Origin of the sequence: Mycobacterium sp. (genome assembly GCF_032159775.1) — a bacterium.
Taxonomy (GTDB): domain Bacteria; phylum Actinomycetota; class Actinomycetes; order Mycobacteriales; family Mycobacteriaceae; genus Mycobacterium.
Map to the genome: position 1 here is coordinate 68176 of NZ_JAVHWK010000119.1, position 25956 is coordinate 94131.

The window sequence follows — 25956 nt, forward strand, 5'->3', positions numbered from 1 at the left end:
ATCACTTCTCTTGCATGGGAATTCGGACTCCCCGCTCGGCTGCGACCGCGATGGCATGCACGTAGCCTGCATCGGCGTGCCGGATGACGCCCATGCCCGGGTCGTTGATCAGCACCCGCTCGAGCTTCTGGGCCGCCAGATCCGTCCCGTCGGCCACACATACCTGGCCCGCGTGGATGGAGCGGCCCATGCCGACGCCGCCACCGTGATGGATCGACACCCACGATGCGCCGGACGCTGTGTTCACCAAGGCGTTCAGCAGAGGCCAGTCCGCGATGGCGTCGGAGCCGTCGGCCATGGCTTCGGTCTCCCGATACGGGGACGCGACCGATCCGGAGTCAAGGTGATCGCGGCCGATGACGATCGGCGCCGAAAGCTCGCCGGAAGCGACCATCTCGTTGAACTTCAGCCCTGCCCTGTGCCGCTCGCCGTAGCCGAGCCAGCAGATCCGGGCGGGCAGGCCCTGATAGGCGACCCGTTCCTCGGCCATGGTGATCCAGCGTCGGAGATGGTCGTTATCGGGAAACAGGTCGAGGATCGCGCGGTCGGTGGCCTCGATGTCCTTCGGGTCACCCGACAGCGCCGCCCACCGGAACGGACCGAGTCCCTCCTCGAACTGCGGGCGGATGTAGGCGGGAACGAAACCGGGGAAGTCGAAGGCCCGGTCGTAGCCGGCCTTGCGCGCCTCGTCACGTATCGAGTTGCCGTAGTCGAACACCTCGGCGCCCTTGTCCATGAAGCCGACCATCGCCTTCACCTGTGTGGCCATCGATTCCCGCGCCTGCTCGGTGAAGTACACCGGGTCCTTGTCGGCCATCTTCTTCATGTCCTCGAACAGCATGCCGGTCGGCAGGTAGGACAACGGGTCGTGCGCCGACGTCTGGTCGGTCACGATGTCAATCGGCGCATCCCGGTCGAGCAACGCCGGAAAAACGTCGGCGGCGTTGCCGAGAAGGCCGATCGACAACGGCCGCTTGGCATCTCGCGCTTCGACCGCCAACGCGAGCGCCTCATCGATGTCGGCGGCCTTGGTGTCGAGGTACCGATGGGCGATTCGCCGGTCGATGCGGCTCTCGTCGCAGTCGACACAGATCGCAACGCCATCGTTCATGGTCACCGCGAGCGGTTGGGCACCACCCATGCCGCCGACGCCTGCGGTGAGCGTGATCGTCCCGGCCAGGGTTCCGTCGAACTTCTTCTTCGCAACCGCGCCGAAGGTCTCGTACGTGCCCTGCAGGATCCCCTGCGTGCCGATGTAGATCCAGGAGCCTGCGGTCATCTGTCCGTACATCGTCAGTCCAGCCGCCTCCAGCTCGCGGAACTTCTCCCAATTCGCCCAGTCGCCAACGAGATTCGAGTTGGCCAGCAGTACGCGCGGTGACCAGGCGTGTGTCCGGAAGACGCCGACCGGCTTTCCGGACTGGATCAGCAGGGTCTCGTCGTCCTCGAGATCGCGCAGCGTGCGCACGATCGCGTCGAACGCGGGCCAGCTGCGCGCCGCGCGTCCGGTGCCGCCGTAGACGACGAGATCCTCCGGGTGCTCGGCGACCTCGGGATCGAGGTTGTTCATCAGCATGCGCAGCGCAGCTTCCTGCTGCCAGCCCTTGCAGGACAGCGTCGTGCCGCGCGGGGCGCGGACCGGGTGCGGCTCGGTTGCAGAGGTCATGGCTTCAGCACACCCGATCACCGGTCATTGCTTCCAGACCACCGAACCCACTAATGTCTCGTATCCGAGACCTTGTTAGGGTGCGCCATGTCGAGCACATCGCCTGCGGTGGGACGCGCGCTCGACGTCCTGCTCTATCTGGCCCGCCGATCCGGTCCGGTCTCGGGCGCGGCGATCATGCGCGATCTCGGCATGCCGCGCTCGTCCGCCTACCACCTGCTCGAGGTGCTCACCGAACGCGGCTTCGTCGTACACCTGCCGGACCAGCGCACCTACGGGCTCGGGGTGTCCGCGTTCGAGGTGGGTTCGGCCTACCTGCGGCACGGGCCACTGGAGATGTGGGCTCGCCCGGTGCTCAAGCAACTCGTCGCCCGCGTACACGAGACCGCCCACCTCGCGATCCTGCACGGCGCCGAGACTCTCTATCTCCTCCGCGAGCACCCGACCGCGGCACACATGGCCGTCACACTGACCGGGATCGGCGTGCGCATGCCAGCGCACCTGACCGCAAGCGGGCGCGCCATGCTTGCGCATCTTCCTGCCGCCCAGGTGCGGGCGTTGTTTCCGTCCGACAGCGCGTTCGTCAACAGAACGGGCCATGGCCCCACCTCTCTGCCCGAGCTGCGACGGGTGTTGCAGCAAGCACGGCGCCAAGGGTGGGCCGAGGAGGTCGGCCTCATCACGCCAGGCCTGCAGTCGGTGGCGGCATGCGCCTTCGACCACACCGGCCACCCGGCTGCGGCGTTCAGCATCACACTGCGCCAGCACGGATCCCATTTGCCCGCAACGGAATTGGTGCGCGCGGTTCAGACTGCGGCTCAGCAGTTGACCTCGGCGCTGTCCGGCAGGCCGCCGCAGGGGTGGCTCGCTGGTCAGCCTTCGTGACCCCGCTCGGCGGGCAGCGGCGGGGGCAGTGGCGTCGTGGACGTCGGCGTGGCCGCCTGCGGTGCCGGCGCCGCCGGGCCGTGGAACTCCACCATCGGTTCCTCGCGGATCACCTTGTTGCCCTCGCTGAGGACGAGTGACTTCGCGGTCACCATGTAGCCGATCCCACCGCTGTCCGCGACGAATGCGCCGTCGGTCGATGCCTCGGCGGGGGCGACCAGCTTGGCGCCGTCACTGACGCGCACTCCGCGATACTCGTACGTGCCGCCGGCCGTCCGACAGATCGCCACACGTGAGGCGTCCGTACTGCCGAAGACGACGACCGTAGCGGGCGCTTCGCAGCGCGCCGTCGAGCTCACATAGCCCTTGGCGTCTGTCGCGGGTGCCGCCCACGCCGACGGCAGCGTGACAACAGCCACCGCCGCGGCCACCGAAGCGACCGCGAGCACACCTGGCTTAGACATGGACATCATCAGCCTCCTGCGGCCATCTCCTTCAGTTCGTCGAGCGAGGATCGAATGAAGTGTGGCAGCTGATCTCGCCTGCCGTCGCCGATCCACCGCTCGAAGGCGACCTTGAACACCGCGACACCCGCCTCGGCGGTCAACTTCGCCAGCGACTCGGCCACGCCCCTGCGGCCCAGCGCGTCCGCGAGCGCCGAGGCGATCACCGAGAGCTTGATCAGCTCCCTCTCCTGCAGACGAGTATTCGCCGCGCCGACCGCTTCCAGCGGAGACATGGACTGCGGAGCGTCGACGACCTCGACGCGGGGCACTACTTCACGGAGGCATAACGCGGCCGCAGCGGGGTATGGCTCACGGCATGAGCCAAGAAGTTGCCGATTTCGTGCTGGACCGCCTGCGGCAGTGGGGAGTCGATCAGGTGTTCGGCTATCCGGGCGACGGCATCAACGGCCTGATCGCGGCGTTCGGACGGGCGGACGATCAACCGCGGTTCATTCAGACGCGCCACGAAGAAATGGCCGCCCTCGCCGCGACGGGCTACGCGAAGTTCTCCGGCGACGTCGGCGTGTGCATGGCGACGTCCGGCCCAGGGGCGATTCATCTGCTCAACGGCCTCTACGACGCCAAGCTCGACCACGTCCCAGTCGTGGCGATCGTCGGTCAAACGGCACGCAGCGCCATGGGCGGCAGCTATCAGCAGGAGGTCGACCTGCAGGCGTTGTTCCACGATGTCGCAAGTGACTACCTGGTTGAAGTCAACGTGGCCGAACAACTTCCGATGGCGCTCGACCGTGCTATCCGCACAGCGCGGACACGGCGGTGTCCCACCGCGGTGATCATTCCGTCGGACCTGCAGGAGGAGAAGTACAGCGCACCGGCGCACGCTTTCAAGCAGGTGCCGTCGAGCGACCCGGGCGACGCGGTGGGCAGGCTGGATCCGACCGACGAACAGGTGCGTGCGGCAGCGGAGATCCTGAACGCTGGCGAAAGGGTCGCGATCCTGATCGGACAGGGCGCCAGAGGCGCAGCCGACGAGGTCACGGCTGTCGCCGAACTGACCGGTGCCGGGGTGGCAAAAGCGTTGCTCGGCAAGGATGTTCTGCCCGACGACCTGCCTTTCGTCACCGGTGCTATCGGTCTGCTCGGTACGCGCCCCAGCTATGAGCTCATGCGCGACTGCGACACCCTGCTCATCGTGGGATCCAACTTTCCCTACAGCCAGTTCCTCCCCGAGTACGGTGCGGCCCGCGCGGTGCAGATCGACGTGGACGGCAGCGCCATCGGTATGCGGTATCCGACCGAGGTCAACATCGTCGCCGACGCCAAAGCCGCGTTGGGCGCGCTGATCCCGCAGTTACGACCCAAGGCCGACGCGTCATGGCGTACCGGCGTGGAGAAGAACGTCGGCCGCTGGTGGGATGTGGTGCAGCGACAGAGCATGCTGACCGCCAAGCCGGTCAACCCCATGCGGGTCGCCTGGGAACTCTCCGAACGCCTGCCGGACAACGCGATTCTGACCGCTGATTCCGGTTCCTCGACGAATTGGTATGCACGCTGCGTCCGGCTGCGCGCGGGTATGCGCGCGTCGGTGTCGGGCACGCTGGCCACCATGGGTTGCGCGGTCCCGTACGCCATCGGCGCCAAGTTCGCGCACCCGTCGCGCCCGGTTGTCGCGCTGGTCGGCGACGGTGCGATGCAGATGAACGGCCTCGCCGAGCTACTGACCATCAGCCGGTACCGCGACCGCTGGCCCGATCAGCGCATGGTCGTGTGCGTTTTCCACAACAACGACCTCAACCAGGTGACGTGGGAACTGCGCGCGATGGGCGGCTCACCGAAATTCGAGGAGTCACAGTCGCTTCCGGATCTGTCCTATGCCGACGTTGCACGGTCGATGGGGCTGCAGGCCATCTCGGTGGACTCCGATGACGCCGTCGCGGGCGCGTGGGACGAGGCGCTGGCCGCCGACGGTCCGGTCCTGATGGACGTGGCCTGTGATCCGGAGGTTCCACCCATACCGCCGCACGCCACCTACGAGCAGATGAAGGAACTGACCTCCGCCGTGCTCCGAGGCGATTCTAATGCCTGGCACCTGATGTATCAGGGCGCGAAAACCAAGGTGCAGGAGTTCATCCCGGGCAGTCGATCGGTTTCCTCATGACTCAACCCGCTGTGAGTCAGGCGCCAGGTCCGTTGGGCCACTTGAGCATCGAACCCGCGTCCACCCGGATGTGTTGCCCGGTGATGTAGCGACTCTCCTCGCTGGCGAGGAACACGCCCAGGTTCGCGATGTCCTCGGGTTCGACGTAGGGGATCGGCATGGCGTTGAAGTAGGTGAAGGCAGGTTCGGCATCCTCGCGGGTCGGCTTCTTACCCTCGGCCATCATGTCGGGACGGAACACGCTGTAAATGCCGTCGTTCTGCAGCAGGTGGGTATTGACATTGGTGGGGTGCATGGCGTTGACCCGAATCATCTTGGGCGCCACCTGCAGACACAAATGGTCGACGTAGTCGATGAGAGTCCGCTTGCTCCAGCCGTAGCCTGCACCGCCCGGACCCATCATCGGGTTGTCGCTGGTGCCTTTGATCATTCCGGCGGTCGAACCGGTGATGATGATCGAGGCGCCGTTGGGTAGATGGGGCAGGGCGACGGCGACCGTGTTCATCACGCCGAGGAGATCGACGTCGGTGGCGTCGACGAAGTGCATCGGATCAAACTCTTTCCCGAAGGCCATCGGCAGAATGCCCGCGTTGGCCACGACGATGTCGAGCTTGCCGAGGTCGGCGACACCGGCCTCGAGCGCGTCGCGCAATTCGTGGCGTTCGCGGACGTCGGCGACCCTGGCGAACACTCGGCGGCCCAGTTCCTTGACCGACCGCTCGACCTCGGAAAGGTCATCGGGCGTTGCCAGGGGGTACGGGTTGGAGTCGATGTTCCGGCAGATGTCGATGACGATGATGTCGGCGCCCTCTTTGGCCATCGCGAGCGCGTGCGCGCGGCCCTGCCCGCGGGCCCCACCAGTGATGAAAGCGACCTTGCCCTCGAGCCGTCCAGCCATCTGTCCTCCGCCGATAGAACGCAATTCTCCAACGAAGCGAACCTAATTTACGCAGGCCGTTTAATCAATGCCCCGCCGGGACAAACGTTTGGTTTGGAGCTGATGCCGCCTGGTCAGGCGACGGTCTCGAGTACACCTCTGCTCCGGCGCGACTCCGGCCTGGCCGCAGTCGACGGACGGGCATGCAGGGCGACGAGCCCGCCTGATCTGACGACGCCCAGCGGGCCCGCCTTCACGAACCGCGCTATCCCCACCGCCCGCAGCATCGACGCCGCCTTCGCCTGGCGATACCCGACGAACATTCCCGCGGCGCTGAGAAGCAGCAGGCCGACGACGCCCGGCGATGCCAATGCAGCCAGCGCCAGCATGGACAGCGGGGCCAAAACGGCGTCGACTGTGTGTTGCAGAACCGAACGCACCTGCTCCGGGAGAATCCCGCCCGCCAGCACCGCCTTGATCCCGACGGGACGCTGTTCGACCGCACCGCTGGCGCCGACACCCTCTGGAGTGGGATGTGCGGCGGCGCGGGCAGATGCCAGCGCGGCCGAATCACCGGGTGCGATGAGCATTCCGGGCCAGCCTGTCGGCACCGACAGCGATGACGCCGGCTGTATACGCGCGGCGGTGTACAGGCCACCCGCAAGAAGGCTTCCGCCGATTCCACCGGCGGTCAGCGACGCTGTCGCCGCTTCGGCCATCGCAGGGATGCCGAGCAGTGAGAGAAGATTATTCGGAATCTTGATGTACGGGACGCCGTCGGGGGTCAGCGCGATGAAGAAGTACGCCAGTGCCTTGATGACGTCGTTGGCCGCAGCGGCACCGACTACGGGTGGCGCGGCCGGGGGCGGGGGTGGGGCCGACGAAGCCGGAGACTCGACCGATTCAACTGAATTCGTGACCGGCTGAACCACCGCGGGTTCCGCCGCTGGTGGGTTGCCGGCGGGAGGATTCACTTGGTCGTCGGTCGACGAATTCACTTCGCCGCTGGTCAGCGAATTCACCTCGGCATTGGTCAGCGAGGCCGCTTCGACATTCGTCTGCGAGTCCGACGAGGAGTCCGGTGTGTGCGAGACGACGGTCTCCGGTTGACTCGACTCTTGGCTGGTGGCCGCGGGGCTCGAGCCACTACCCGTGTTGTCGGTGGTCACTGCCGGGGCTGCCGGCTGCTCGTCGGTCGAACCGCCGAGGGCCATCGGGCCAGTTAGCCCGCCGGGACCCTTCGGGACTTCCCCGCCGTCATGGGTCTCCCCGTCCTGGGACGGGGTCTGCGGGTCGGCGCCGAGCGCTCCGAGCAGCTCGGGAATCGTGTCTACGACGTTCGTCTCGACCGGACCTTCGACAGGTCCGGTCTCCGCCGCACCAACGTGGTCGTGGGTGTTGCTGATCGAACCGTCCGCGTCGGTTTCAGCGGTCGCGACCGGACCTCCCAGTCCTGTGAACAGCAGGGCGACGGAAAGCGCACAGAGCCCTGCCGCCAAGCGCATGCGTGTACTTATGGTGTTCTCCTGCCGCCCGTCGGGAGAGCCCGCATCACCAATGTTCTGCGACGATCGTCTCATTATGTCGTGCTCGCGTCTCGATTCCCAAAGAAGAACCGAATCAGCCGCCCAGAAGAGGCCCTGAAGCCGCGGCGCGGACCGCGTCGGTGACGGTGTCGATCAGCGGACTGGTCATCTTCCAGCATTGCCAGAACAGCGGCACATCGAGGTGCACGTCGGATATCCGAACGAACGAGCCGTCCGCCAAGTACGGGGCAGCAGCACCTGTCGGGAACATACCCCAGCCAAGGCCGGCCAGGATCGCGGAAGCGAACCCCTCTGCGGTGGGCACGTAGTGCACCGGCCGGGTGACGCTGCGTTGAAATGCCCTGCTTATCAACATGTCCTGCAGGGCATCGTCGCGGTTCCAAGCCAGCGACGGCGCGCAGGCCACTGCCTCGGCCGTGAACCCCTCGGACAGGTATCGCACGCGAAAGGCGGCGTTGGCCACCGGCACATAGCGCATCACCCCGAGAGACATCGCCCGGCATCCGGGCACCGGAGCGCTCTCGGTGGTGACCGCCCCCATTACCGCGCCTTCGCGCAACAACCCGGCCGAGTGGTCCTGGTCCTCGATCCGAAGGTCGAAGAGGATGTCCGGCAACCGGTCGAACACGGTGGTGAACCATGTCGACATCGAGTCGGCGTTGACTGCGACCGCGACGCGGGTCCGGTCCGCCGAACCACCGCCCATATCGGCCAGCGCCTCCGACTCGAGCAGCGCGGTCTGGGCGGCGAGCCGAAGCAGTGGGACCCCGGCAGGCGTTGCCGCAGTTGGCTTCTCGCGCCGGATCAGCACCTGGCCGACGCGCTGTTCCAACGCCTTGATCCGTTGGCTCACCGCCGAGGGCGTGACGTGCAGATGGTCGGCGGCGGCGTCGAAGCTACCGCGCTCGATCACCGCTGCGAATGCGGCAAGCTGCTGGCTGTCGAGGCGCACCTTAGTAATGCTAATGCATATGAAGAATCATTAGCTGTACTGATCCGCGCTGGTTGCCTACCGTCGAACTGATGACCTCGCCCCTGATCGTCGGCTTCCTGGCCTCGTTCACCCTGATCGCCGCGATCGGGGCGCAGAACGCATTCGTGCTGCGCCAGGGCATTCGGCGGGAGCACGTACTGCCCGTGGTGGCGCTGTGCACCGTCTCCGATATCGCGCTGATCTCCGCGGGCATCGCGGGCGTCGGGGCGTTGATCAATGCGCATCCGGCCGCAGTCAACGTCGCCAAGTTCGGCGGTGCCCTTTTTCTGTTCTGCTACGGGCTGCTGGCCGCGCGGCGTGCATGGCGGCCGTCGACTCTTTCACCATCGGAAGCCACGCCGGCCCGGTTGGCTGAGGTCCTGCTGACTGCGGCGGCCCTGACGTTCCTCAACCCGCACGTCTATCTGGACACCGTGGTGCTGCTGGGTGCACTGGCCAACGAACACCGCGACGGTCGCTGGCTGTTCGGCGTCGGGGCCGTCACTGCCAGCGCGGTCTGGTTCGTCAGCCTCGGCCTCGGGGCCCGACGCCTGGCAGGGCTGTTCGCCAAGCCCATGACGCGGCGCATTCTCGACGGGCTGATCGCGGTGATGATGATCGGCCTCGCCATCGCGATGATCGCGGTGTAGTAGGGAGTGCGATCATGACGTGTGGGCATCACCAGAGCCGTGTTCATCACCGGCGCCGCTGCAGGTATCGGCCGCGCCACCGCGCTGACTTTCGCCCGCAAGGGCTACACGGTCGGCGGATATGACATCGACGAGGTGGGTCTCAAATCGCTTGCCGGCGAGATCGAGGCGCTCGGCCGAGCGGCTCCGGCCATCACCGGACACCTCGACGTCACCGATCCCGACGAGATGGCGAAGCGCGTCGGCGAGTTCGCCAAGGCGGCCGGTGACCGCCTCGACGTGATGATCAACAACGCCGGCATCCTGCGGGCCGGGCGGTTCGAGGACATCGACATCGCCGCGCAGCTCAAGGAGATCGACATCAACACCAAGGGTGTCGTCAACGGTCTGCATGCCGCGTTCCCCTATCTACGGACCACACCGAACTCCGTCGTCGTCAACCTCGCATCGGCGTCGGCAATCTACGGTCAGGCCGAGCTCGCCACCTACAGTGCGACGAAGTTCTTCGTCCGCGGCGTCACCGAGGCGCTCGACATCGAATGGAGCAGCCACGGCATCCGCGTCGTCGCGATCTGGCCGCTGTACGTGAAGACGGCGATGACGGAGAACATCAAAACCGGCACCACCGAATCTCTCGGCATCAATCTGACCGCTCAGGACGTCGCCGACACTATCGTGGCGGCGGTCGAACCCTCGAGGCTGCAGCGCCGAATTCACCAGGTGCACTTCGCTGTCGGCACACAGACCAGGGCGTCGGTCGTGCTGTCGCGTTTCTCTCCCGCATGGCTGCAGCGGCTGCTGAACAAGAGGCTGGCCAGCCTTTAGCTTTGTGTTCGCTGTGATCTCAACCGTTCCCGATGCCGTCGTCGGTGATTACGGTTTGCCCGCATGAACGAGGACTGGCTCGCTGTCATCGTTGGCCTGGCGCTGTTGGTGTTGGTGCTCGTCGGTGCTATCCCGGGAAGCGTGATCCCGTGACCGAACAGACCGCCGATCAGGCGACCCAGGAAGAGTCGAAACCCGTCCTTGGCTATGCGATCGCCGGGGTGGTTGTCGTCGTCGCACTCGGCGCGCTCGCCCGCTTCCTCGAGCAGGAGGTGCCGCTCTGGGCGGCGGGTACCCCGTTCCCGAAGGTGGCCATGTCGATCGAGTTCCGATCTACGCCATTGCTTTGGGCCTGGCCGGCAACGCGGTACTGACCAGGCTGGCACTGCGCGACGCACTGTCGAACGGCTTCCGCACCGAGTTCTTCATCAAGACCGGCCTCGTGTTGCTGGGCGCGTCGGTCAACCTGAAGGTGCTCGTCACCGCCGCGGGGCCGGCCATCATTCAGGCGCTGCTGTTGATCAGCATCGTGTTCGGCTTCACCTGGTGGCTCGGCGGCCTGCTCGGCCTCGACGACAAGCTGCGCGCGCTGCTGGCGTCGGCGGTGTCGATCTGCGGTGTGAGCGCGGCCATCGCGGCGGCGGGCGCCGTGCAGGCGAAGAAGGAACAACTCGCCTATGCCGCGTCGCTGGTGATCGAGTTCGCGCTGCCGTCGATCTTCCTGCTGCCGTGGCTGTCCGACGTGTTCGGTCTTTCGGACGAGGTGGCGGGCGCCTGGATCGGCGGCAACATCGACACCACGGCCGCCGTCGCGGCGTCCGGCGCCATCGCGGGCGAGAACGCACTGCAGATCGCGACGATCGTCAAGACGACACAGAACGCCCTGATCGGTGTGGTGGCGATCGCGCTGACCGCCTACTTCGCGGTCAAGGTCGAACGCCGCAGTCCCGACGAGGCTAGGCCGACGCTGGGCCAGTTCTGGGAACGGTTCCCGAAGTTCGTCCTCGGGTTCGTCGCCGCGTCGATCATCGGCACGCTCTACCTGCAATGGGCCAGCGGCGGCAAAGCAGCGATCGCGACCGTCAACGATCTGCGCACCTGGTTCCTGATCTTCGCCTTCGTCTCCATCGGGTTGGAGTTCTCGCTGAAGGGCCTGCGCGAAGCGGGATGGCGACCGATCGCACTGTTCGCCTCGGCGACTCTGGTGAACATCGTCGTCGCACTCGGCCTCGCGGTCGTGCTGTTCGGGAACTTCGCCGTCGGTTAGCGGCTACTCCTCCATATCCAACACCGGCGTCGGGCGCTGGAAGCCCCGCGTCACCGCCAGCAGCCACACGAATCCGATTGCCAGCCAGATCAGCCCGACCCACAGGGTAAGAGCCGAAAGGTTGAACCACAACCACACCGTCAACGCAAAGCCGATGAGCGGCAGGATGACGTTGTTGAACACGTTCTTGTCACCGCTGTCGATGTAGTAATGCTTGATGACGGTGAGGTTGACAGCCGAGAAAGCCACCAGCGCACCGAAACTCACGATCGAGGCGAGGAAGCCCAATTCGATCCACAGTGCGGCGAGCGAGATCACCGAGACCACCAGGATGGCGAACGTCGGGGTGGCGAATCGCACCGAGACGTGACCGAAGACCTTGCGCGGCATGATGCCGTCGCGGCCCATCGCGAAGAGGATGCGTGCGACCGACGCCTGCGAGGTGAGCGCCGACCCGATGCAGCCTGCGACGTACGCGGCGGTGAAGAAGATGTTCAGGAATTGGCCGCCCGCCGCCAGCATCACGTCCGTCGAACCCGCGTCGACGTCGGCGAACTCATTCGACGGGAACGCCAGCTGCGAGACGTAGGACAAGCCGAAGAAGATCAGTCCGGACACGACGGTGGCGATCATGATGGCTTTCGGCACGGTCCGGGTGGGATCCTTCGCCTCCTCCGAAAGCGTTGACACCGCGTCGAATCCGAGGAAGGACAGGCAGAGAATGGCCGCGCCCGCGAAGATCGGCGTCACACCGCTGACCGTGCCGTCACCACTGAAGGGCGCCACCAGGTTCACGCTTCCGTATCCGGAGATCGTCACGAACGCCATCACCACCAGCACGACGATGAAGATGATCTGCAGGGCGAGAAGCAAGAAGTTGGCCCGCGCCACCGAAACGATGCCGACGATGTTCAGCACGGTCACCAAGACGATCGCGATCAGAATCCATACCCACGGCGGCACGGACGGCACCGCAGCGCTCATGTAAATGCCGATGACGAGGTAGTTCAGCATCGGCAGGAAGAGATAGTCGAGCAGCAGCGACCAGCCGGCCAAAAAGCCGGTGGGCGCCCCGAACGACTTCTGTGTGTACGCGTACGCGGAGCCGGCCACCGGGTAGGCCGCCGACATTCGTGCATACGACCTGGCGGTGAACACCATGGCCGCCAGCGTCACCAGATAAGCGACCGACAGTCGGCCGCCGGTCAGTTGGGTCACGATGCCGTATGTGGTGAACACCGTGAGCGGCACCATGTAGACCATGCCGAACAGCACGAGAGAGGGCGTGCCGAGGGCGCGCCGGAGGCGGCCCTCCTCCTCCGTGGACTTCGGCGGAACGGTTGAATCCGTTGGCGCAGTGGACATATCTTTGTCTCCTCTAATCCGTGGCCGTGTAGGCCGGCCTGCCGCGCAGATACGTGGCTTGGACGTCGAGCGCGGGAAGCTCCAGCGCCGCAGTGATCCTCGGGTCGCGATTCAACCAGAGCAGGTCGGCGCTTGCACCGGGAACCAGTCGGCCCCAGCCGTCCTCGGCGAACGCCTGATAGGCCACCCCCGCCGTGTAGGCGGACAGCGCCCGCTCGATCGGCAGGATCTCGTCGGGGATCCAACCGCCTTCGGGTTCGCCATCGGTCGTCTGCCGGGACACGGCGACGGCGATGCCGTCGAACGGCTTGCCGGATGACACCGGCCAATCGGAACCGAATGCCAGCGGCGCGCCCGAATCCGCGATGCTGCGAATCCGGTACTGCTTGTCCGCGCGTTCGGTGCCGAGGCGGGGCACTGTCAACACCGTCATCAGCGCGTCCAGCTGGGCCCACAGCGGCTGCATGTTCGGGATCACCCCGAGTTCGGCGAACCGGTCGACGTCCGCGTCATCGACAAGTTGCGCATGCGCGATCACCGGCCGACGGTCCCGAGGCCCGCTGTGCCGCACCACATCCTCGATCGCATCCAGCGCCTGACGCACGGCCGCGTCGCCGATGGCATGAATGTGGATCTGCAAGCCAAGATCGTCGACCTGACGCGCGGCCTGGGCAAGCGCGTCGCCCTCCCAGTTGCTCTGCCCGTGGCTGTGCAGCGCCGAACAGTACGGCGTGAGCAACGCACCCGTCTCATTCTCGATCACACCGTCGGCGAAGAACTTGACGGTCTGGGCCGTCAGCAGCGGCGAGCCGACCTCGTCGACGCGGCGGCGGGCGTCGGCGAAACTCTTCAGCTGCGAATCGAAGTGGCGCGGGTCGGCATACAGGGCGAGGTTGAACCGCATCCGAAGCAGATCGCTGCGGGCCGCCGCGATGTACGTGTCGACGTCGTCGGGTTCGACCCAGGCATCCTGCACCCACGTCACCCCGCGGGCCAGGTAGTAATCGGCGGCAGTGCCCAGTGCCGCCAACCGCACGCGTTCGTCGCGCTTCGGCATCACCGCGGTCACCAGGTCGACCGCGCCCCACTCACGCAGCGTGCCGAGCACCGACCCGTCCTCGCGGTGCGGGATCTCTCCGAGCACCGGGTCAGGGGTGTCCGCGGTGATGCCTGCACGCTCCAGCGCCACGGAGTTGACCCACATGGTGTGGTAGTCCCACGCGCGCAGCGCCACCGGACGGTCGGGGACGGCGGAATCCAGCCAGCGAGCGTCGAACAGCCCGTCGGGGGCGAGGCTGCTGTCATATGACGCGCCAACGATCCACTCGTCGGCAGGGTGCTCGTCGGCGAATTTCCGTACCGCCGAGACGATTCCGTCGACCGATCCACATGGACGCACCGGCGGCCCGGCATATTCGAGGCCACCGTACAGCGGGTGCGCGTGGCCGTCACCAAAAGACGGCATCAGGAAGCCGCCGTCCAAGTCGACGACATCGGCACCTGCTGCCGACGCCGTGGCCTCATCTCCGAGCGCCTGCACCACCCCGTCGGTGACGAGCAGCGCATCGGTCTGTCCCGAGCCCGTCCAGATGACGCCGCCGGTGAAGATCGTCGCTGTCACCAGCGGGACCCTACGCTTGCGAGGCGTTCACGGCGGCGTCATTTGATGACGGCTGTCGGGGCATGGCCCGCACCGTAGGGCCGTTCCGCGTCGACCGGGGCGGTCAGCGCCCGGTAGCTGTCGGGCCTGCGGGTCAACAGGAACGGAAACAGCTCGAGCCAGTCGCGCCGCTGATCAAGATCAAGATCGGCGACCAGCACCGCTTCCTCGTCGCGCGGTGCGGCGACCAGAACGCGACCGTAGGGGTCGGAGATGAACGACGAGCCGTAGAAGGACAGGGCGCCCTCGTCACCGGTGCGGTTCGGCACGACCATGAACAGGCCGCTGTTGATGCCGTTGGCCACGATGACCTGCTGCCACAGCGGTTGGGTGTCGAAGGCGGGGAACTTGGGCTCGGAACCGATTGCCGTTGGGTAGACGACGATTTCGGCGCCGCCGAGTGAGTAGTTACGCGCGACTTCGGGAAACCATTGGTCCCAGCAGGTCGGCATGCCGATGCGAGCGTCGAGGCCGTCGGGCGCATACACCGGGTACGGGTTCGCCTCCCCCGAGTCCGGGCCGGGGCCGGCTCGGAAGTAGGAGTCCTCGTAGTAGCCGGCGGAAATCGGAATATGCAGCTTGCGGGTGCGGCCGACCAACTCGCCTTTCGGTGAGACCAGGATCGCGGTGTTGAACCCGAGACCGTCGTCGGCGGGCGCCTTCTCGTACAACGAGGCGTGCACGTAGATGCCGTTGGCCGCGGCGGCCTCGGCGGCCAGCGCGAAGGTCGGCCCAGCGGCCAGATCCTCGGCCGTGGCCCCCGGATCGGGGCCGGCCGGGGTGTCGGCGGGGTACCGCAGCAGGGTGATCTCCGGAAGGAAGACGACTCGAGCGCCTTCGGCGGCCGCCTGGTCGATGCCACCGCGGAGAACCGTCGCCAGCTCCTTGGCATCGGGGCGCCACCGGTGCTGCACCAGGCCGACACGCAGCGGTGGACGGCCCGACGCGCTGGTGCGGGACAACGGTTCTGGTGCGCAGGCTGTGAGCGTGATCATGGCACTCCTACAGACGAATCGCTTTCGCTCCTTATTTCGCTTCACCCTAGTTAGCTGGTTGCGGGTTACGCTCGCGGTGTGCCGAAGAATTGGTCGCGGCGAGGTTTCCTGGCGATGACCGCAACCGCTGCAGCAGTCGCCGCGTGCAGCCCGCAGAAGCCAGGCGCGGTGGCCCAGGACGGTTCGGTCACGGTCACGCACATGTTCGGCGAGACGAAGGTCCCCGCCGCACCCAAGCGGGTGGTGAGCGCCGGCTACACCGAACAGGACGACCTGCTCGCCGTCGGGGTGTTACCGATTGCCGTCACCAACTGGTGGGGCGATCAGCCGTTCGGGGTGTGGCCGTGGGCGCAGCCCAAGCTCGGCGGCGCGCAGCCCGAGGTCCTTGATCTCAGCAACGGGATCCAGATCGACAGGATCGCCGCACTGAAGCCCGACCTCATCGTCGCCACCAACGCAGGCATCGACGAGGACACCTACAAGAAACTGTCCCAAATCGCGCCGACCATTCCGCAGTCCGGCCAGGACGCCTTCTTCGAGCCGTGGAAAACCCAGGCCGCCGCTATCGGTCGGGCCGCGTTCAAGTTCGACGAGATGGCGGCGCTCGTCAAGGCGGTCGAAGACAGGTTCACCGAGATCGCGAAGAACAACCCCCAGTTCTCCGGCAAGAAGGCGCTGCTGCTGGAGGGCGCCATCGTCGGTGACGCGGTCAACGTGCTCGCCCCTCGCTGGCGCAGCGACTTCCTCACCCAGATGGGCCTGGCCATCCCCGACATCGGCGGCACGATCACCCGCGACCAGATGGCGCCGATGCTCAATTCGGCCGACGTGCTGATCTGGAGCACCGAAAGCGACGACCAGCAGGCCGCGCTGTTGGCCGACCCGACGGTCGCCAAGCTGAGGGCCACCACCGGCAACCGAAACGTCTTCACCGGCAAGGACCTCGCGGGCGCGATCGCGTTCGCGTCGCCGCTGTCCTACCCCGTGGTCGCCGACCAGTTGACACCCGCATTGGTCAAGGCGCTTGGCTGAGTAGTTTGATATCCCGGTGACCGAGGAGACCTCCACCGACGAGCGGCCCGCCTCATTCGCTGCGATCGGGTCGGCCTACTACCCCGCGCTCGCCGCAGTTTTCACCGCACTGGTGATCATCTCCAACGTGACCGCCACCAAGGGTGTCGCATTCGGCCCAATCATCACCGACGGCGGTTTCATCGTCTTTCCATTGACCTATGTGATCGGCGACGTGCTGTCGGAGGTGTACGGGTTCAAGGCCGCCCGGCGTGTCATCTATCTGGGGTTTTCGATGAATATCGTTGCTGCACTTGCCTTCTGGGTCACCATCTATCTCCCGGCCGCGGACTTCTACGCCAACCAGGAGCACTTCGAGAACGTTGTGGGTGCCTACACGCAGCTCATCGTCGCCGGGCTGGCAGGCTTCATCGTCGGCCAGACCATCAACGCATGGGTGGTGGTGCTCATCAAGGAGCGCACCAGGGAGAAGCACCTGTGGGCTCGGCTGGTCGGGTCGACGTTCGCAGGCCAGCTCGGTGACACGCTCGTGTTCTGCAGCATCGCGGCCAGCGCCATCGGGATCACCACCTTCGGCACCTTCGCCACCTACACGGTGCAGGGATGGCTGTACAAGACCGCCGTCGAGGTGGTGATGTTGCCGGTGACCTACCGCGTCATCGCGTACATCAAGCGGCACGAGCCCACGTACGCGCCCGCCAATTAATGCAATCGTGAGCCTTCGCTAAGGCACCTCTGGCAACCCCGAAATTGGAGGATTTCGCAGACTTACCCGCGGGTAGCTTTACCACATGAGCGTGACGGCAGAGGCGATGGTGATCGGCACGGTCACCGACTACGGCGATCAGGCGCTGTTGCTCGAGTTCGACAGCACCGCGGAGGTATTGGCCTGGAACGACGTTCTTCGCGACGCGAATCTGCCCGGCGCCGTGGACATCGTTCCCGCCTCGAGGACCGTGCTGATCAAGCTGGACGGCCCGCGCTGTCAGGGGATGGCCCGGCAACAGCTCAGCAAGTTGAGGCTGGCGCCGGATGCGGTCCGTGAGGCCGGCGCGCCGGTCGAGGGCGAGGTCGATGTGGTCATCGACGTGGTGTATGACGGAGCCGACCTCGACGAAGTCGCGAAGCTGACCGGATTGAGTCGCCGGGACGTCATCGCCGCGCACACCAGGACGCCATGGCGGGTCGGGTTCGCCGGTTTCGCACCGGGTTTCGCCTACCTGGTCGGCGGTGACGAACGGCTCAAGGTACCGCGGCGCTCGGAGCCGCGCACCAAGGTGCCCGTCGGCTCCGTCGGCCTGGCAGGTGAGTTCAGCGGCGTCTACCCACGCGAATCCCCCGGCGGCTGGCAGTTGATCGGGCGCACGGACGCCCGCCTCTGGGACGTCGACCGCGAGCAGCCCGCGCTGCTGACCCCGGGTCTGTGGGTTCAGTTCAGGGAGGTGTCGTCGTGACGACAACGACCACACTGGAGGTGTTGCGCACGGGTCCGCTGGCGCTGATCGAGGACCTCGGCAGGCCAGGCAAGGCGCAGCTCGGCGTGACTCGGTCCGGTGCAGCCGATCGTCGGTCCCACAAGCTGGCCAACCGTCTGGTGGCCAACCCGGGGGACCGCGCCACCGTCGAGGTGACGTTCGGCGGGTTCAGCGCACGGGTGCGCGGAGGGGACGTGGCCATCGCGGTGACAGGCGCCGACACCGATCCCGCCATCAACGGAGTTCCCTTCGGTACCAACAGTATTCACTATGCGCATGACGGCGAGGTGATCTCGCTCGGCGTGCCACATTCCGGTCTGCGCTCATATCTGGCGATTCGCGGGGGGATCGCCGTCGATCCGGTGCTCGGCTCCCGCAGCTACGACGTGATGTCGGCGATCGGACCGGTGCCGTTGAAGGCGGGCGACGTGCTGCCGGTCGGCGAGCACACCGAGAAATTTCCCGAGCTGGATCAAGCGCCGGTGGCCGCAATCGAAGAGGACGTCGTCGAAGTGTCTGTCGTGCCGGGACCCCGCGACGACTGGTTCACCGAACCTGATGTCCTCGTCCACACGAACTGGCAGGTCACCAACCGCAGCGACCGGGTTGGTATCCGCTTGGCCGGCATGCCGCTGGAGTACCGCTACGGCGACCGTCAGTTGCCGAGCGAAGGCGCTACCCGAGGAGCGATTCAGGTGCCGCCGAACGGTTTTCCGGTCGTTCTCGGTCCGGACCATCCGGTCACCGGCGGGTATCCGGTGATCGGCGTGGTCATCGATGAGGACATCGACAGGATCGCGCAGGTCCGCCCCGGGCAGACCGTCCGGCTGCACTGGTCACGCCCGCGCCGACCCTTCCACAACGGTTCTTGAGCGGGTAGACACATGGTGTGCCCACTGCGGATTCTGCCGCTCCTCGCGTGCGCGGGCTGCACACCGCTCGCCTGATCCACACCGCCGACCTCGACAACAACACCCGCGACGACGCCCGTGCCATGGTGGTCGACGCCTTCGACGGCGGCGAGATCGCGTTCACCGACGCCGACTGGGAGCACACCCTCGGCGGCATGCACGCACTGATCGCGCGTCACGGTGCGCTGATTGCGCACGCCGCGGTGGTCGCGCGCCGCCTGCTGTACCGGGACTCGGCGCTGCGATGCGGTTATGTCGAAGGCGTCGCGGTGCACAAGGACTGGCGCGGGCAGGGGTTGGCCAGTGCCCTGATGGACGCCGTCGAACAGGTGATCCGCGGTGGATACCAGCTCGGGGCGCTGAGCGCATCGGAGGCGGGGCGGCCCATCTACACCGCGCGTGGCTGGCTGCCGTGGCGCGGGCCGACGTCGGTGCTGGCGCCCACCGGGATGCGACGAACTCCCGACGATGACGCGTCGATATTCGTGCTGCCCGTCTCCGTCGAGCTGGACACCGGTGAGGCGATCAGCTGCGACTGGCGCGACGGCGATGTGTGGTGACCCGCGGGTATTTTGGATCTGGTGACTACGCCGAAAGCCTTTCAACCGACACCTGAATCGTTCGACAAGCTGTACCGCGGTGAGCCGGCAACCGACGGCGCACCCCGGCCGGCAGGAGTGCCGTGGGACATCAGGGCAGCCCAGCCACGGCTGATGGAACTCGAGGCGCTCGGCGGGATCAGCGGTGAAGTGCTCGACATCGGCTGCGGCCTCGGCGACAACGCGATCTTCCTTGCGTCCCGCGGACACTCGGTCACCGGGCTGGACGGTTCACCCGCCGCGATCGAGCTGGCCCGTGGGCGCGCAGCCGAAGCCGGTGTCCTGAAGTCACCCGCCGCATCGGCAGGCGTCATGTTCGACGTCGCCGACGCCACCGACCTCACCGGTTACGACGGTCGATTCGACACCGTTGTCGACAGCGCCCTCTACCACTGCCTGGACGACGACGGCCGTCAGGCCTACGCCGCCAGCCTGTACCGCGCGACGCGTCCGGGTGCCAGATGGCATCTCTACTGTTTTTCCGACGGCAACATCAACGGCATCGTCGCGCCCATGGGGTCGGTGCCCGAGTCGAACCTCCGGGACACGTTGACCGCGAACGGGTGGCGCATCGATTTCCTCGGCCCGACAACATATCTGGCTACTACCGCGGGGTTCGGCAACCTCGGCGAGGATGTACCGCAGCAGATGGCAGAACAGCTGCCGCCAGAGGCGCTCGAGCAGATGAGGGACGTCAAGGCCCGCTTCAGCACCATTGCCGACCTGCTCGAAGGCGACCGGGTCCACCTGCCGTTCACCGTCGTGCACGCACACCGCGTCGACTGAGCGCCACCTCACAGGCGCCCACCAGCCGCGGTGAGCCGAAATTCACGCCGCGACGGGCGGCGACATCCGGGGGCAACGACCGGTTAATCATCTCGAAACACGCGCTGCAAACACTGGGCACATGAGTGAGGAGCCCGACTGGGCGCCGCTCACCGGGTTTCGGGTGGCGGTGACGTCCGCCCGGCGCGCCGACGAGCTGAGCGCGCTGCTGCGTAAGCGCGGGGCCAGCGTCACAGCGGCCGCGGCGATCGAGATGGTGCCGTTGCCCGACGACCAGGAATTGCGGTTGCACACCGAAGCGCTGATCGACGTGTCCCCCGACATCGTGATCGCGACGACGGGGATCGGCTTCCGCGGCTGGGTCGCCGCCGCCGACGGCTGGAATATGGCCAACGACCTGATCACATCGCTCGGCAAGGCCCGCATCGTGTCCCGCGGCCCGAAGGCGACCGGCGCGCTGCGGGCCGCGGGCTTGCCGGAGGAATGGTCGCCGGAGTCGGAGTCGTCGCGGGAACTGCTGCACTACCTGGTCGAGGGCGGCATCTCCGGTCAGCGCATCGCGGTGCAGCTGCACGGCGCGACCGCGGAATGGGACCCGTTCCCCGAGTTCCTCGACGAGCTGCGCGCCGCAGGCGCCGACGTGGTCCCGATCCGGGTGTATCGCTGGCATCCGGCCCCCCACAACGGCGATCTCGATCAACTGATCGCCGGGATCGCCGACGAGAAATTCGACGCGGTGAGCTTCACGTCGGCGCCCGCTGTCGCCGCGGTTCTGATGCGGGCGGGCGAAATGGGCATCGAGGACCGGGTTCTCGGCGCGCTGCGCACCAATGTGCACGCAATGTGCGTCGGTCCTGTCACCGCCCGTCCGCTGGTCCGGTTGGGCGTGCCGACGTCGGCGCCCGAGCGGATGCGGCTGGGCGCCCTGGCCCGCCACATCACCGACGAGCTGCCGACGTTGCAGTCGCGCACCATGACGGTCGCAGGCCACCGGCTCGAGATCCGCGGCACGTGCGTCATGGTCGACGGCGTGGTCAAGGCGCTGTCTCCGGCGGCGATGGCGACGATCCGCGCGCTCGCCCACCTTCCGGGCACGGTTGTGTGCAGGGCCGACCTGCTGCGCGCGCTGCCCGGCACGGGCACCGACACCCATGCGGTGGAGACGGCGGTGCTACGGCTACGAACCGCATTGGGCGACAAGAACATCGTTTCGACCGTGGTGAAGCGCGGCTACCGTCTTGCCGTCGACGAACCCCTCGCCCAAGCGCTGTGAGTCTGCTGCTGGTCGCCCACGGCACACGCAAACCGGCGGGCGTCGCGATGATAGAAGATCTGGCCGAACGCGTGTCCGGGCTGCTCGATCGCGAGGTGAAGGTGGCGTTCGTTGACGTCATCGGGCCGACGCCGCGAGAAGCGCTCAGCGCGTCGACCATCGTGGTTCCCGCCTTCCTCTCCCGTGGCTATCACGTCAATGTCGACATTCCTGCCCATGTCGCAGCCAGCGGCCACACCGACGCGGTGATCACGCCGCCGCTGGGCCCGAGTCACCAGATTGTCCGGACGCTGACCGATCGGCTCGTCGAAAGCGGCTGGCGACAAAGCGATTCGGTTGTCCTGGCAGCGGCAGGGACCTCGGATGCGACCGCGCAGCGCGATCTGCACACCACCGCGGCGTGGCTTTCGGCAACGATCGGTTCGCGCGTCGAGCTGGCATTCGTGGCCACCGGGGCACCGCGCGTAGCCGACTGTGTGGCCGGGTTGCGCCTGCGCGGTTCGCACCGCGTCGTCGTGGCGTCATACCTGCTGTCCGAAGGACTGTTCCAGGATCGTCTGCGGCTCAGTGGCGCCGACGTGGTCACCGAGCCGCTTGGCACCCACCCTGGCATGGCGAGATTGATCGCCGACAGATTCCGCCGAACAGGCTGATTGACGGTGCCCAGAGCGGGTACCTCGCAGCCATGAACGTTCACCGGATCTTGCAGAGTGTGGAGGCGGTCGAGGCACTCGACGGCCCCGCGGAACGTAGCGCCGCCGTCGCGGGCCGGCTCGTCGGAAGCGGTCGGTTCGCGTCGCTGGTCCGCGGCTCGTGGCTCGGGCACCCCGTGCATCCGCTGCTTGTCATGCTTCCGCTCGGCGCCTGGATCAGCTCGGCCGTTTTCGATCTCGGCTTCGGCGACCGGACCGCCGCCCGGCGACTGGTCGGGCTCGGGCTGGCCGCGACGCCGCCGACCATCATCGCCGGCTGGGCCGACTACGCGCTTTTGACGAAGCGCCAACAGCGGGTCGGCATCGTGCACGCGGCAAGCAACGCGGCGGGGGTGGCGTTGTTCGCGTTGTCATATCGGGCCCGAAGGCGTGAACGGCACCGCACCGCGACGTGGCTGAGCGTGCTGGGATTGCTGGCCATCGGGGTCGGCGGCGCCCTCGGTGGCCACTTGTCGTACGCGCAGGGCGCCGGGATGTATCGCTGGCAATCCGCGCGCGCGATCGGGCACCTCGAACTCGCCGAGCGTGCTCGGTCCGCCGCTTAGTGCGGTTACGCAGCGAGCAGGCGGTCGCCGCGCAACTCCGCGTCGACGCACATGCGGGCGGCCGCCTCGATGGAGTCGCTGTGCCGCTTGGACATTTCCACCAGATGTGCGACGGCCTGTCCGGCGTCGAGGTCGAACCGGGCCATGAGCAGCGTCGTCGCGTCGTGGATGACGTCCGTCCGCCCGTACCTGCGTTCGAAACGCCCGTGTCGCGCCGCGATGCGGTTGTGGTACATCGGTAAGGGGTACCTCCCGGACGCGGAAACAAACTGCCTACGCCGTTTGGGCACGGATTTCGACGCGGCCGTCAGAGGTGATCCGGGTTTCATAGACCGGCAGGCCGCGCTTCGGATCGTCCAGGCAGACGCCGTCGTCGAGGGCGAACGCCTGCTTCTTGATCGGTGACTGCACCGTGGCCCGGCCACCCCGGTCGCCGACGATGCCGCGGGACATCACCGCCGCGCCCGAGAACGGGTCGACGTTTCCTATCGCGTGCAGGCTGCCGTCGTCGAGCCGGAAGAGCGCAGCCTGGTCGCCGCCGGGAAGAAGGACGCCCACCCCGCGGCAGGGGATCAGCCGGTCGTACGCACACGCAGGAGTCCAGACCGCAATGTCGTTGAGCAGGGTCACTTTTCGGCAACCTTTCGAATCGTCGGCATGCCCATCGGCACGATGCGACCTTCGCGCCTGGTGAAGGTGACGGTCGGGTCGGGTGCATCCGGCGCGTTGACGAACGAAACGAACCGCGACAGCTTCTCGGGGTCGTCCAGCACGCCCTTCCATTCGCACGCGTAGCCCGCCACGTGGCGTGCCATCGCCGCCTCGAACTCCTCGGCCAGGCCCAGGGAGTCCGCGCACACCACGTCGCGAAGGTGCTCAAGGCCATCCTGGTCCGGCGTGCCGAGCTGTTCGACCCACGGTGCGGTGCGCTGCAACCGGTCGGCCGTGCGGATATAGAACATCAGGAAGCGGTCGATGTAGCGGACCAGCGTCTCGTCGTCCAGATCCCCGGCGAGCAGCTCTGCGTGCCTGGGGGTCATGCCGCCGTTGCCGCCCACGTAGAGGTTCCATCCGTTCTCCGTGGCGATGACGCCGACGTCCTTGCCGCGGGCCTCCGCGCACTCGCGGGCGCAACCCGAGACACCCATCTTGATCTTGTGTGGCGCTCGCAGGCCGCGGTAGCGGAGTTCGAGGTTGATCGCCATCTGCACCGAGTCCTGCTGCCCGTAGCGGCACCAGTCGCTGCCCACGCAGCTCTTCACGGTCCGCAGTGCCTTGCCGTAGGCATGGCCGGATTCCATCCCGCCGTCGACGAGGCGTCGCCAGATCTCGGGCAGCTGGTCCACCCTGGCGCCGAACATGTCGATGCGCTGTCCGCCGGTGATCTTGGTGTAGAGGCTGAAATCCCTTGCTATCTCGCCGATCAGGATCAGCTGTTCGGGCGTGATGTCACCGCCTGGCACCCGCGGCACTATCGAGTAGCTGCCGTTGCGCTGGATGTTGGCCAGGAAGTGGTCGTTGCTGTCCTGCAGCGAGGCCTGCTCGCCGTCGAGAATGTGCGAGCAGCTGGTCGATGCCAGGATCGAGGCGACCACGGGTTTGCATATGTCGCAACCCTTTCCGGTACCGAAGCGCTCGATGAGTCCGGAGAAGGTGCGTACCGATTCCGCGGGGCCTGCGGTGACGATCTCGTACAACTCCGCCCTGCTCTGGCTGAAATGCTCGCAGAGCGCCTTGGACTGCTGGACTCCTTGGGCTTCGAGTAACTGCTTGAGCAGCGGCACGCACGACCCGCAGGAGGTACCCGCCTGTGTGCACCGCTTCAGCGCAGGCACATCGCAGCAGCCGCCGGAGATGGCATCGGTCAGATCACCCTTGGTGACGTTGTTGCAGGAGCAGACCTGCGCGCCGGCCGGCAGCGCGGCTACCCCCAATCCGGCACCGCCGCCGTCGGATCCGGCAGGCGCGATCAACGCGAGGGGATCGCCGGGCAGCGGTTCGCCGACCATCGGACGCAGGATCCCGTACGCCGAGGCGTCGCCGACCAGGACTCCACCCAGCAGAGTCTTCGCGTCGTCGGAGAGCACGAGCTTGGCGTACGTCTGGTTGACGGCGTCGTTGACAGCCACCTCGAGGCAGTCCGGCGTGACGCCCATGGCGTCGCCGAAACTGGCCACGTCGACACCGAGGAGTTTGAGCTTCGTGGACATGTCGGCCTCGGGGAATTCCGCGGCGCCGCCGAGGAGCCGGTCCGCGGCCACCTCTGCGCTGGTGTAGCCGGGCCCGACAAGTCCGTAGCAGCGACCCTCGATCGCTGCCACCTCGCCAACCGCATAGATGCTGGGATCCTCTGTGCCACAAGACAGATCGGTGAGGATGCCGCCGCGCTCGGCGATTCCCAGACCGGCTTGGCGGCCCAATTCGTCTCTCGGGCGTACACCTGCCGCGAAGATCACGACGCCGGCTTCGATGACCGTCCCGTCGCTGAGCGTCACCCGCAGTGCGTCCGCGTCCTCTGACCGCCGGACCGGCCGATTGCGTTGGGCAGGCGCAATGGCGTTGGTGCCCACGCCGGTGTGAACATCGATGCCCAACTCGGTGACCATCCGGCTCAGTAGCGCACCGCCGGCCTCGTCGAGCTGTTGGGCCATCAGCCGCGGAGCCATCTCGACCACGTGGGCACGCAGTCCGAATGTGCGCAACGCGTTGGCGGCCTCCAACCCGAGCAGGCCGCCGCCGATGACGACACCGACGGGCGCATGCCCCGCCGCCATCGCGGCCAGCGCGTCGGCACGGATTGCGTCGAGGTCGTCGAGCGTGCGATAGACGTGGCAGCCCGGCAGGTCATGGCCGGGAACAGGCGGCACGAAGGCATAGGAACCGGTGGCCAATACCAGCGCGTCGTATTCAAAGCGCTCGCCATCCGCGCACATGACGGCCTTGGCGTGTCGGTCAATCGCGGTGACCTGGGCGCGGAGCCGCAGCGACACCCGGCTGTCGCTCGCGTAGTCATTGCCGGGCAGTGCGAGGCGAGCGCGGTCCCAGTGCTCGGTGTACCCGGTGAGACCTACCCGGTCGTATGCGGCGTCGGACTCCTCGGCCAGCACGGTGATCCGCCACCGACCCTCCGTGTCGCGGGCGCGCACGGCTTCGACGAACCGGTGTCCGACCATTCCGTGCCCGACCACCACGACGTGCCTGGCAGCTGCGCAATCCGAGGACATGACGCGAGGTTAAGCACCCGATATTGCCGCGATGTCGCCTCGTGTGACGCGACCATCACGGTG

At 66.8% G+C, this 25956-nt stretch carries 25 protein-coding genes and 1 pseudogene; 14 read left to right on the forward strand and 12 right to left on the reverse strand.

The features are described 5' to 3' along the window. Window position 1: 1 nt before the first annotated feature. On the reverse strand, window positions 2-1666 hold the full coding sequence (hutU, locus tag QOJ24_RS14365; RefSeq protein WP_526262250.1) for a urocanate hydratase: 1665 nt from the start codon (window positions 1664-1666) through the stop codon (window positions 2-4). Between the two features lie 87 nt (window positions 1667-1753). On the opposite strand from hutU, the gene QOJ24_RS14370 reads away from it, so the two are divergent. Next, on the forward strand, window positions 1754-2551 hold the full coding sequence (locus QOJ24_RS14370; RefSeq protein ID WP_526262252.1) for an IclR family transcriptional regulator: 798 nt from the start codon (window positions 1754-1756) through the stop codon (window positions 2549-2551). On the opposite strand, the gene QOJ24_RS14375 is transcribed toward QOJ24_RS14370, so the two are convergent. Continuing rightward, window positions 2539-3015 (reverse strand): hypothetical protein, encoded by a 477-nt coding sequence (locus QOJ24_RS14375; protein ID WP_526262254.1) that lies wholly within the window; start codon window positions 3013-3015, stop codon window positions 2539-2541. The two genes, QOJ24_RS14370 and QOJ24_RS14375, sit on opposite strands and share 13 nt — an antisense overlap. An 8-nt stretch (window positions 3016-3023) precedes the next feature. Next, complete coding sequence (locus tag QOJ24_RS14380; RefSeq protein WP_526262256.1) at window positions 3024-3326, reverse strand: hypothetical protein; 303 nt, start codon at window positions 3324-3326, stop codon at window positions 3024-3026. A gap of 47 nt (window positions 3327-3373) precedes the next feature. On the opposite strand from QOJ24_RS14380, the gene QOJ24_RS14385 reads away from it, so the two are divergent. Next, the gene (locus tag QOJ24_RS14385) at window positions 3374-5176 is read left to right on the forward strand and encodes a thiamine pyrophosphate-requiring protein (RefSeq protein ID WP_526262258.1); all 1803 of its coding nucleotides are present in this window, start codon (window positions 3374-3376) and stop codon (window positions 5174-5176) included. 16 nt (window positions 5177-5192) lie between these two features. Here the strand turns inward: QOJ24_RS14385 and QOJ24_RS14390 are convergent, their stop codons facing one another. The 3 genes from QOJ24_RS14390 to QOJ24_RS14400 form a co-directional block, all read right to left on the reverse strand. Continuing rightward, a complete protein-coding gene (locus QOJ24_RS14390) occupies window positions 5193-6074 on the reverse strand; it encodes a mycofactocin-coupled SDR family oxidoreductase (RefSeq protein ID WP_526262260.1) in 882 nt (293 codons plus the stop codon). Window positions 6075-6187: 113 nt separating this feature from the next. Continuing rightward, window positions 6188-7558 carry a hypothetical protein gene (locus QOJ24_RS14395; protein ID WP_526262262.1) on the reverse strand — a complete coding sequence of 457 codons (1371 nt, stop codon included), beginning with the start codon at window positions 7556-7558 and terminating at the stop codon, window positions 6188-6190. Between the two features lie 115 nt (window positions 7559-7673). Further along, entirely contained in the window at window positions 7674-8552 is an 879-nt protein-coding gene (locus QOJ24_RS14400) for an ArgP/LysG family DNA-binding transcriptional regulator (protein ID WP_526262264.1), read from the reverse strand. 71 nt (window positions 8553-8623) lie between these two features. On the opposite strand from QOJ24_RS14400, the gene lysE reads away from it, so the two are divergent. From lysE to QOJ24_RS14415, 3 genes and pseudogenes are all read left to right on the forward strand, one after another. Continuing rightward, a complete protein-coding gene (gene lysE / locus QOJ24_RS14405) occupies window positions 8624-9223 on the forward strand; it encodes an L-lysine exporter (protein ID WP_526262266.1) in 600 nt (199 codons plus the stop codon). A gap of 27 nt (window positions 9224-9250) precedes the next feature. After that, the gene (locus QOJ24_RS14410) at window positions 9251-10048 is read left to right on the forward strand and encodes an SDR family oxidoreductase (RefSeq protein WP_526262383.1); all 798 of its coding nucleotides are present in this window, start codon (window positions 9251-9253) and stop codon (window positions 10046-10048) included. Window positions 10049-10197: 149 nt separating this feature from the next. Continuing rightward, window positions 10198-11315, forward strand: a pseudogene (locus tag QOJ24_RS14415) (putative sulfate exporter family transporter). A gap of 3 nt (window positions 11316-11318) precedes the next feature. Here the strand turns inward: QOJ24_RS14415 and QOJ24_RS14420 are convergent. From QOJ24_RS14420 to QOJ24_RS14430, 3 genes are read right to left on the reverse strand one after another with little or no spacing between them, the layout of a single operon-like run. Beyond that, the gene (locus QOJ24_RS14420) at window positions 11319-12680 is read right to left on the reverse strand and encodes an amino acid permease (RefSeq protein ID WP_526262268.1); all 1362 of its coding nucleotides are present in this window, start codon (window positions 12678-12680) and stop codon (window positions 11319-11321) included. Between the two features lie 13 nt (window positions 12681-12693). Further along, window positions 12694-14301 (reverse strand): amidohydrolase, encoded by a 1608-nt coding sequence (locus tag QOJ24_RS14425; RefSeq protein ID WP_526262270.1) that lies wholly within the window; start codon window positions 14299-14301, stop codon window positions 12694-12696. Window positions 14302-14339: 38 nt separating this feature from the next. Further along, entirely contained in the window at window positions 14340-15335 is a 996-nt protein-coding gene (locus QOJ24_RS14430; protein WP_526262272.1) for a nitrilase-related carbon-nitrogen hydrolase, read from the reverse strand. A gap of 78 nt (window positions 15336-15413) precedes the next feature. Between QOJ24_RS14430 and QOJ24_RS14435 the strand changes: the two genes are divergently transcribed. The 9 genes from QOJ24_RS14435 (at window position 15414) to QOJ24_RS14475 (ending at window position 22669) form a co-directional block, all read left to right on the forward strand. Next, window positions 15414-16367, forward strand: a complete 954-nt coding sequence (locus QOJ24_RS14435; protein ID WP_526262274.1) for an ABC transporter substrate-binding protein — start codon at window positions 15414-15416, stop codon at window positions 16365-16367. A gap of 16 nt (window positions 16368-16383) precedes the next feature. Continuing rightward, a complete protein-coding gene (locus QOJ24_RS14440; protein WP_526262276.1) occupies window positions 16384-17073 on the forward strand; it encodes a queuosine precursor transporter in 690 nt (229 codons plus the stop codon). Window positions 17074-17158: 85 nt separating this feature from the next. Continuing rightward, window positions 17159-17821 carry a 5-oxoprolinase subunit B family protein gene (locus tag QOJ24_RS14445; protein ID WP_526262278.1) on the forward strand — a complete coding sequence of 221 codons (663 nt, stop codon included), beginning with the start codon at window positions 17159-17161 and terminating at the stop codon, window positions 17819-17821. Then, a complete protein-coding gene (locus tag QOJ24_RS14450; RefSeq protein WP_526262280.1) occupies window positions 17818-18714 on the forward strand; it encodes a 5-oxoprolinase/urea amidolyase family protein in 897 nt (298 codons plus the stop codon). The genes QOJ24_RS14445 and QOJ24_RS14450 overlap by 4 nt, the downstream gene beginning before the upstream one ends. A 17-nt stretch (window positions 18715-18731) precedes the next feature. After that, on the forward strand, window positions 18732-19313 hold the full coding sequence (locus QOJ24_RS14455; protein WP_526262282.1) for a GNAT family N-acetyltransferase: 582 nt from the start codon (window positions 18732-18734) through the stop codon (window positions 19311-19313). A 21-nt stretch (window positions 19314-19334) separates the two neighbouring features. Then, window positions 19335-20138 (forward strand): SAM-dependent methyltransferase, encoded by an 804-nt coding sequence (locus QOJ24_RS14460; RefSeq protein ID WP_526262284.1) that lies wholly within the window; start codon window positions 19335-19337, stop codon window positions 20136-20138. A 121-nt stretch (window positions 20139-20259) separates the two neighbouring features. Then, entirely contained in the window at window positions 20260-21411 is a 1152-nt protein-coding gene (locus QOJ24_RS14465; protein ID WP_526262286.1) for a uroporphyrinogen-III synthase, read from the forward strand. Further along, on the forward strand, window positions 21408-22064 hold the full coding sequence (locus tag QOJ24_RS14470) for a sirohydrochlorin chelatase (protein WP_526262288.1): 657 nt from the start codon (window positions 21408-21410) through the stop codon (window positions 22062-22064). Before QOJ24_RS14465 ends, QOJ24_RS14470 begins: the two co-directional genes overlap by 4 nt. A gap of 32 nt (window positions 22065-22096) precedes the next feature. Next, the gene (locus QOJ24_RS14475; protein WP_526262290.1) at window positions 22097-22669 is read left to right on the forward strand and encodes a DUF2231 domain-containing protein; all 573 of its coding nucleotides are present in this window, start codon (window positions 22097-22099) and stop codon (window positions 22667-22669) included. Window positions 22670-22674: 5 nt separating this feature from the next. Here QOJ24_RS14475 and QOJ24_RS14480 read toward each other — a convergent pair whose 3' ends face one another. The 3 genes from QOJ24_RS14480 to nirB are packed head-to-tail and all read right to left on the reverse strand — an operon-like array spanning window position 22675 to window position 25893. Then, window positions 22675-22905, reverse strand: a complete 231-nt coding sequence (locus QOJ24_RS14480; protein WP_526262292.1) for an ANTAR domain-containing protein — start codon at window positions 22903-22905, stop codon at window positions 22675-22677. 37 nt (window positions 22906-22942) lie between these two features. Continuing rightward, on the reverse strand, window positions 22943-23299 hold the full coding sequence (gene nirD / locus QOJ24_RS14485) for a nitrite reductase small subunit NirD (protein WP_526262294.1): 357 nt from the start codon (window positions 23297-23299) through the stop codon (window positions 22943-22945). Then, window positions 23296-25893: a nitrite reductase large subunit NirB gene (nirB, locus tag QOJ24_RS14490; protein ID WP_526262296.1), complete on the reverse strand. Its 2598-nt coding sequence runs from the start codon at window positions 25891-25893 to the stop codon at window positions 23296-23298. Before nirB ends, nirD begins: the two co-directional genes overlap by 4 nt. Between the last annotated feature and the right edge of the window lie 63 nt (window positions 25894-25956).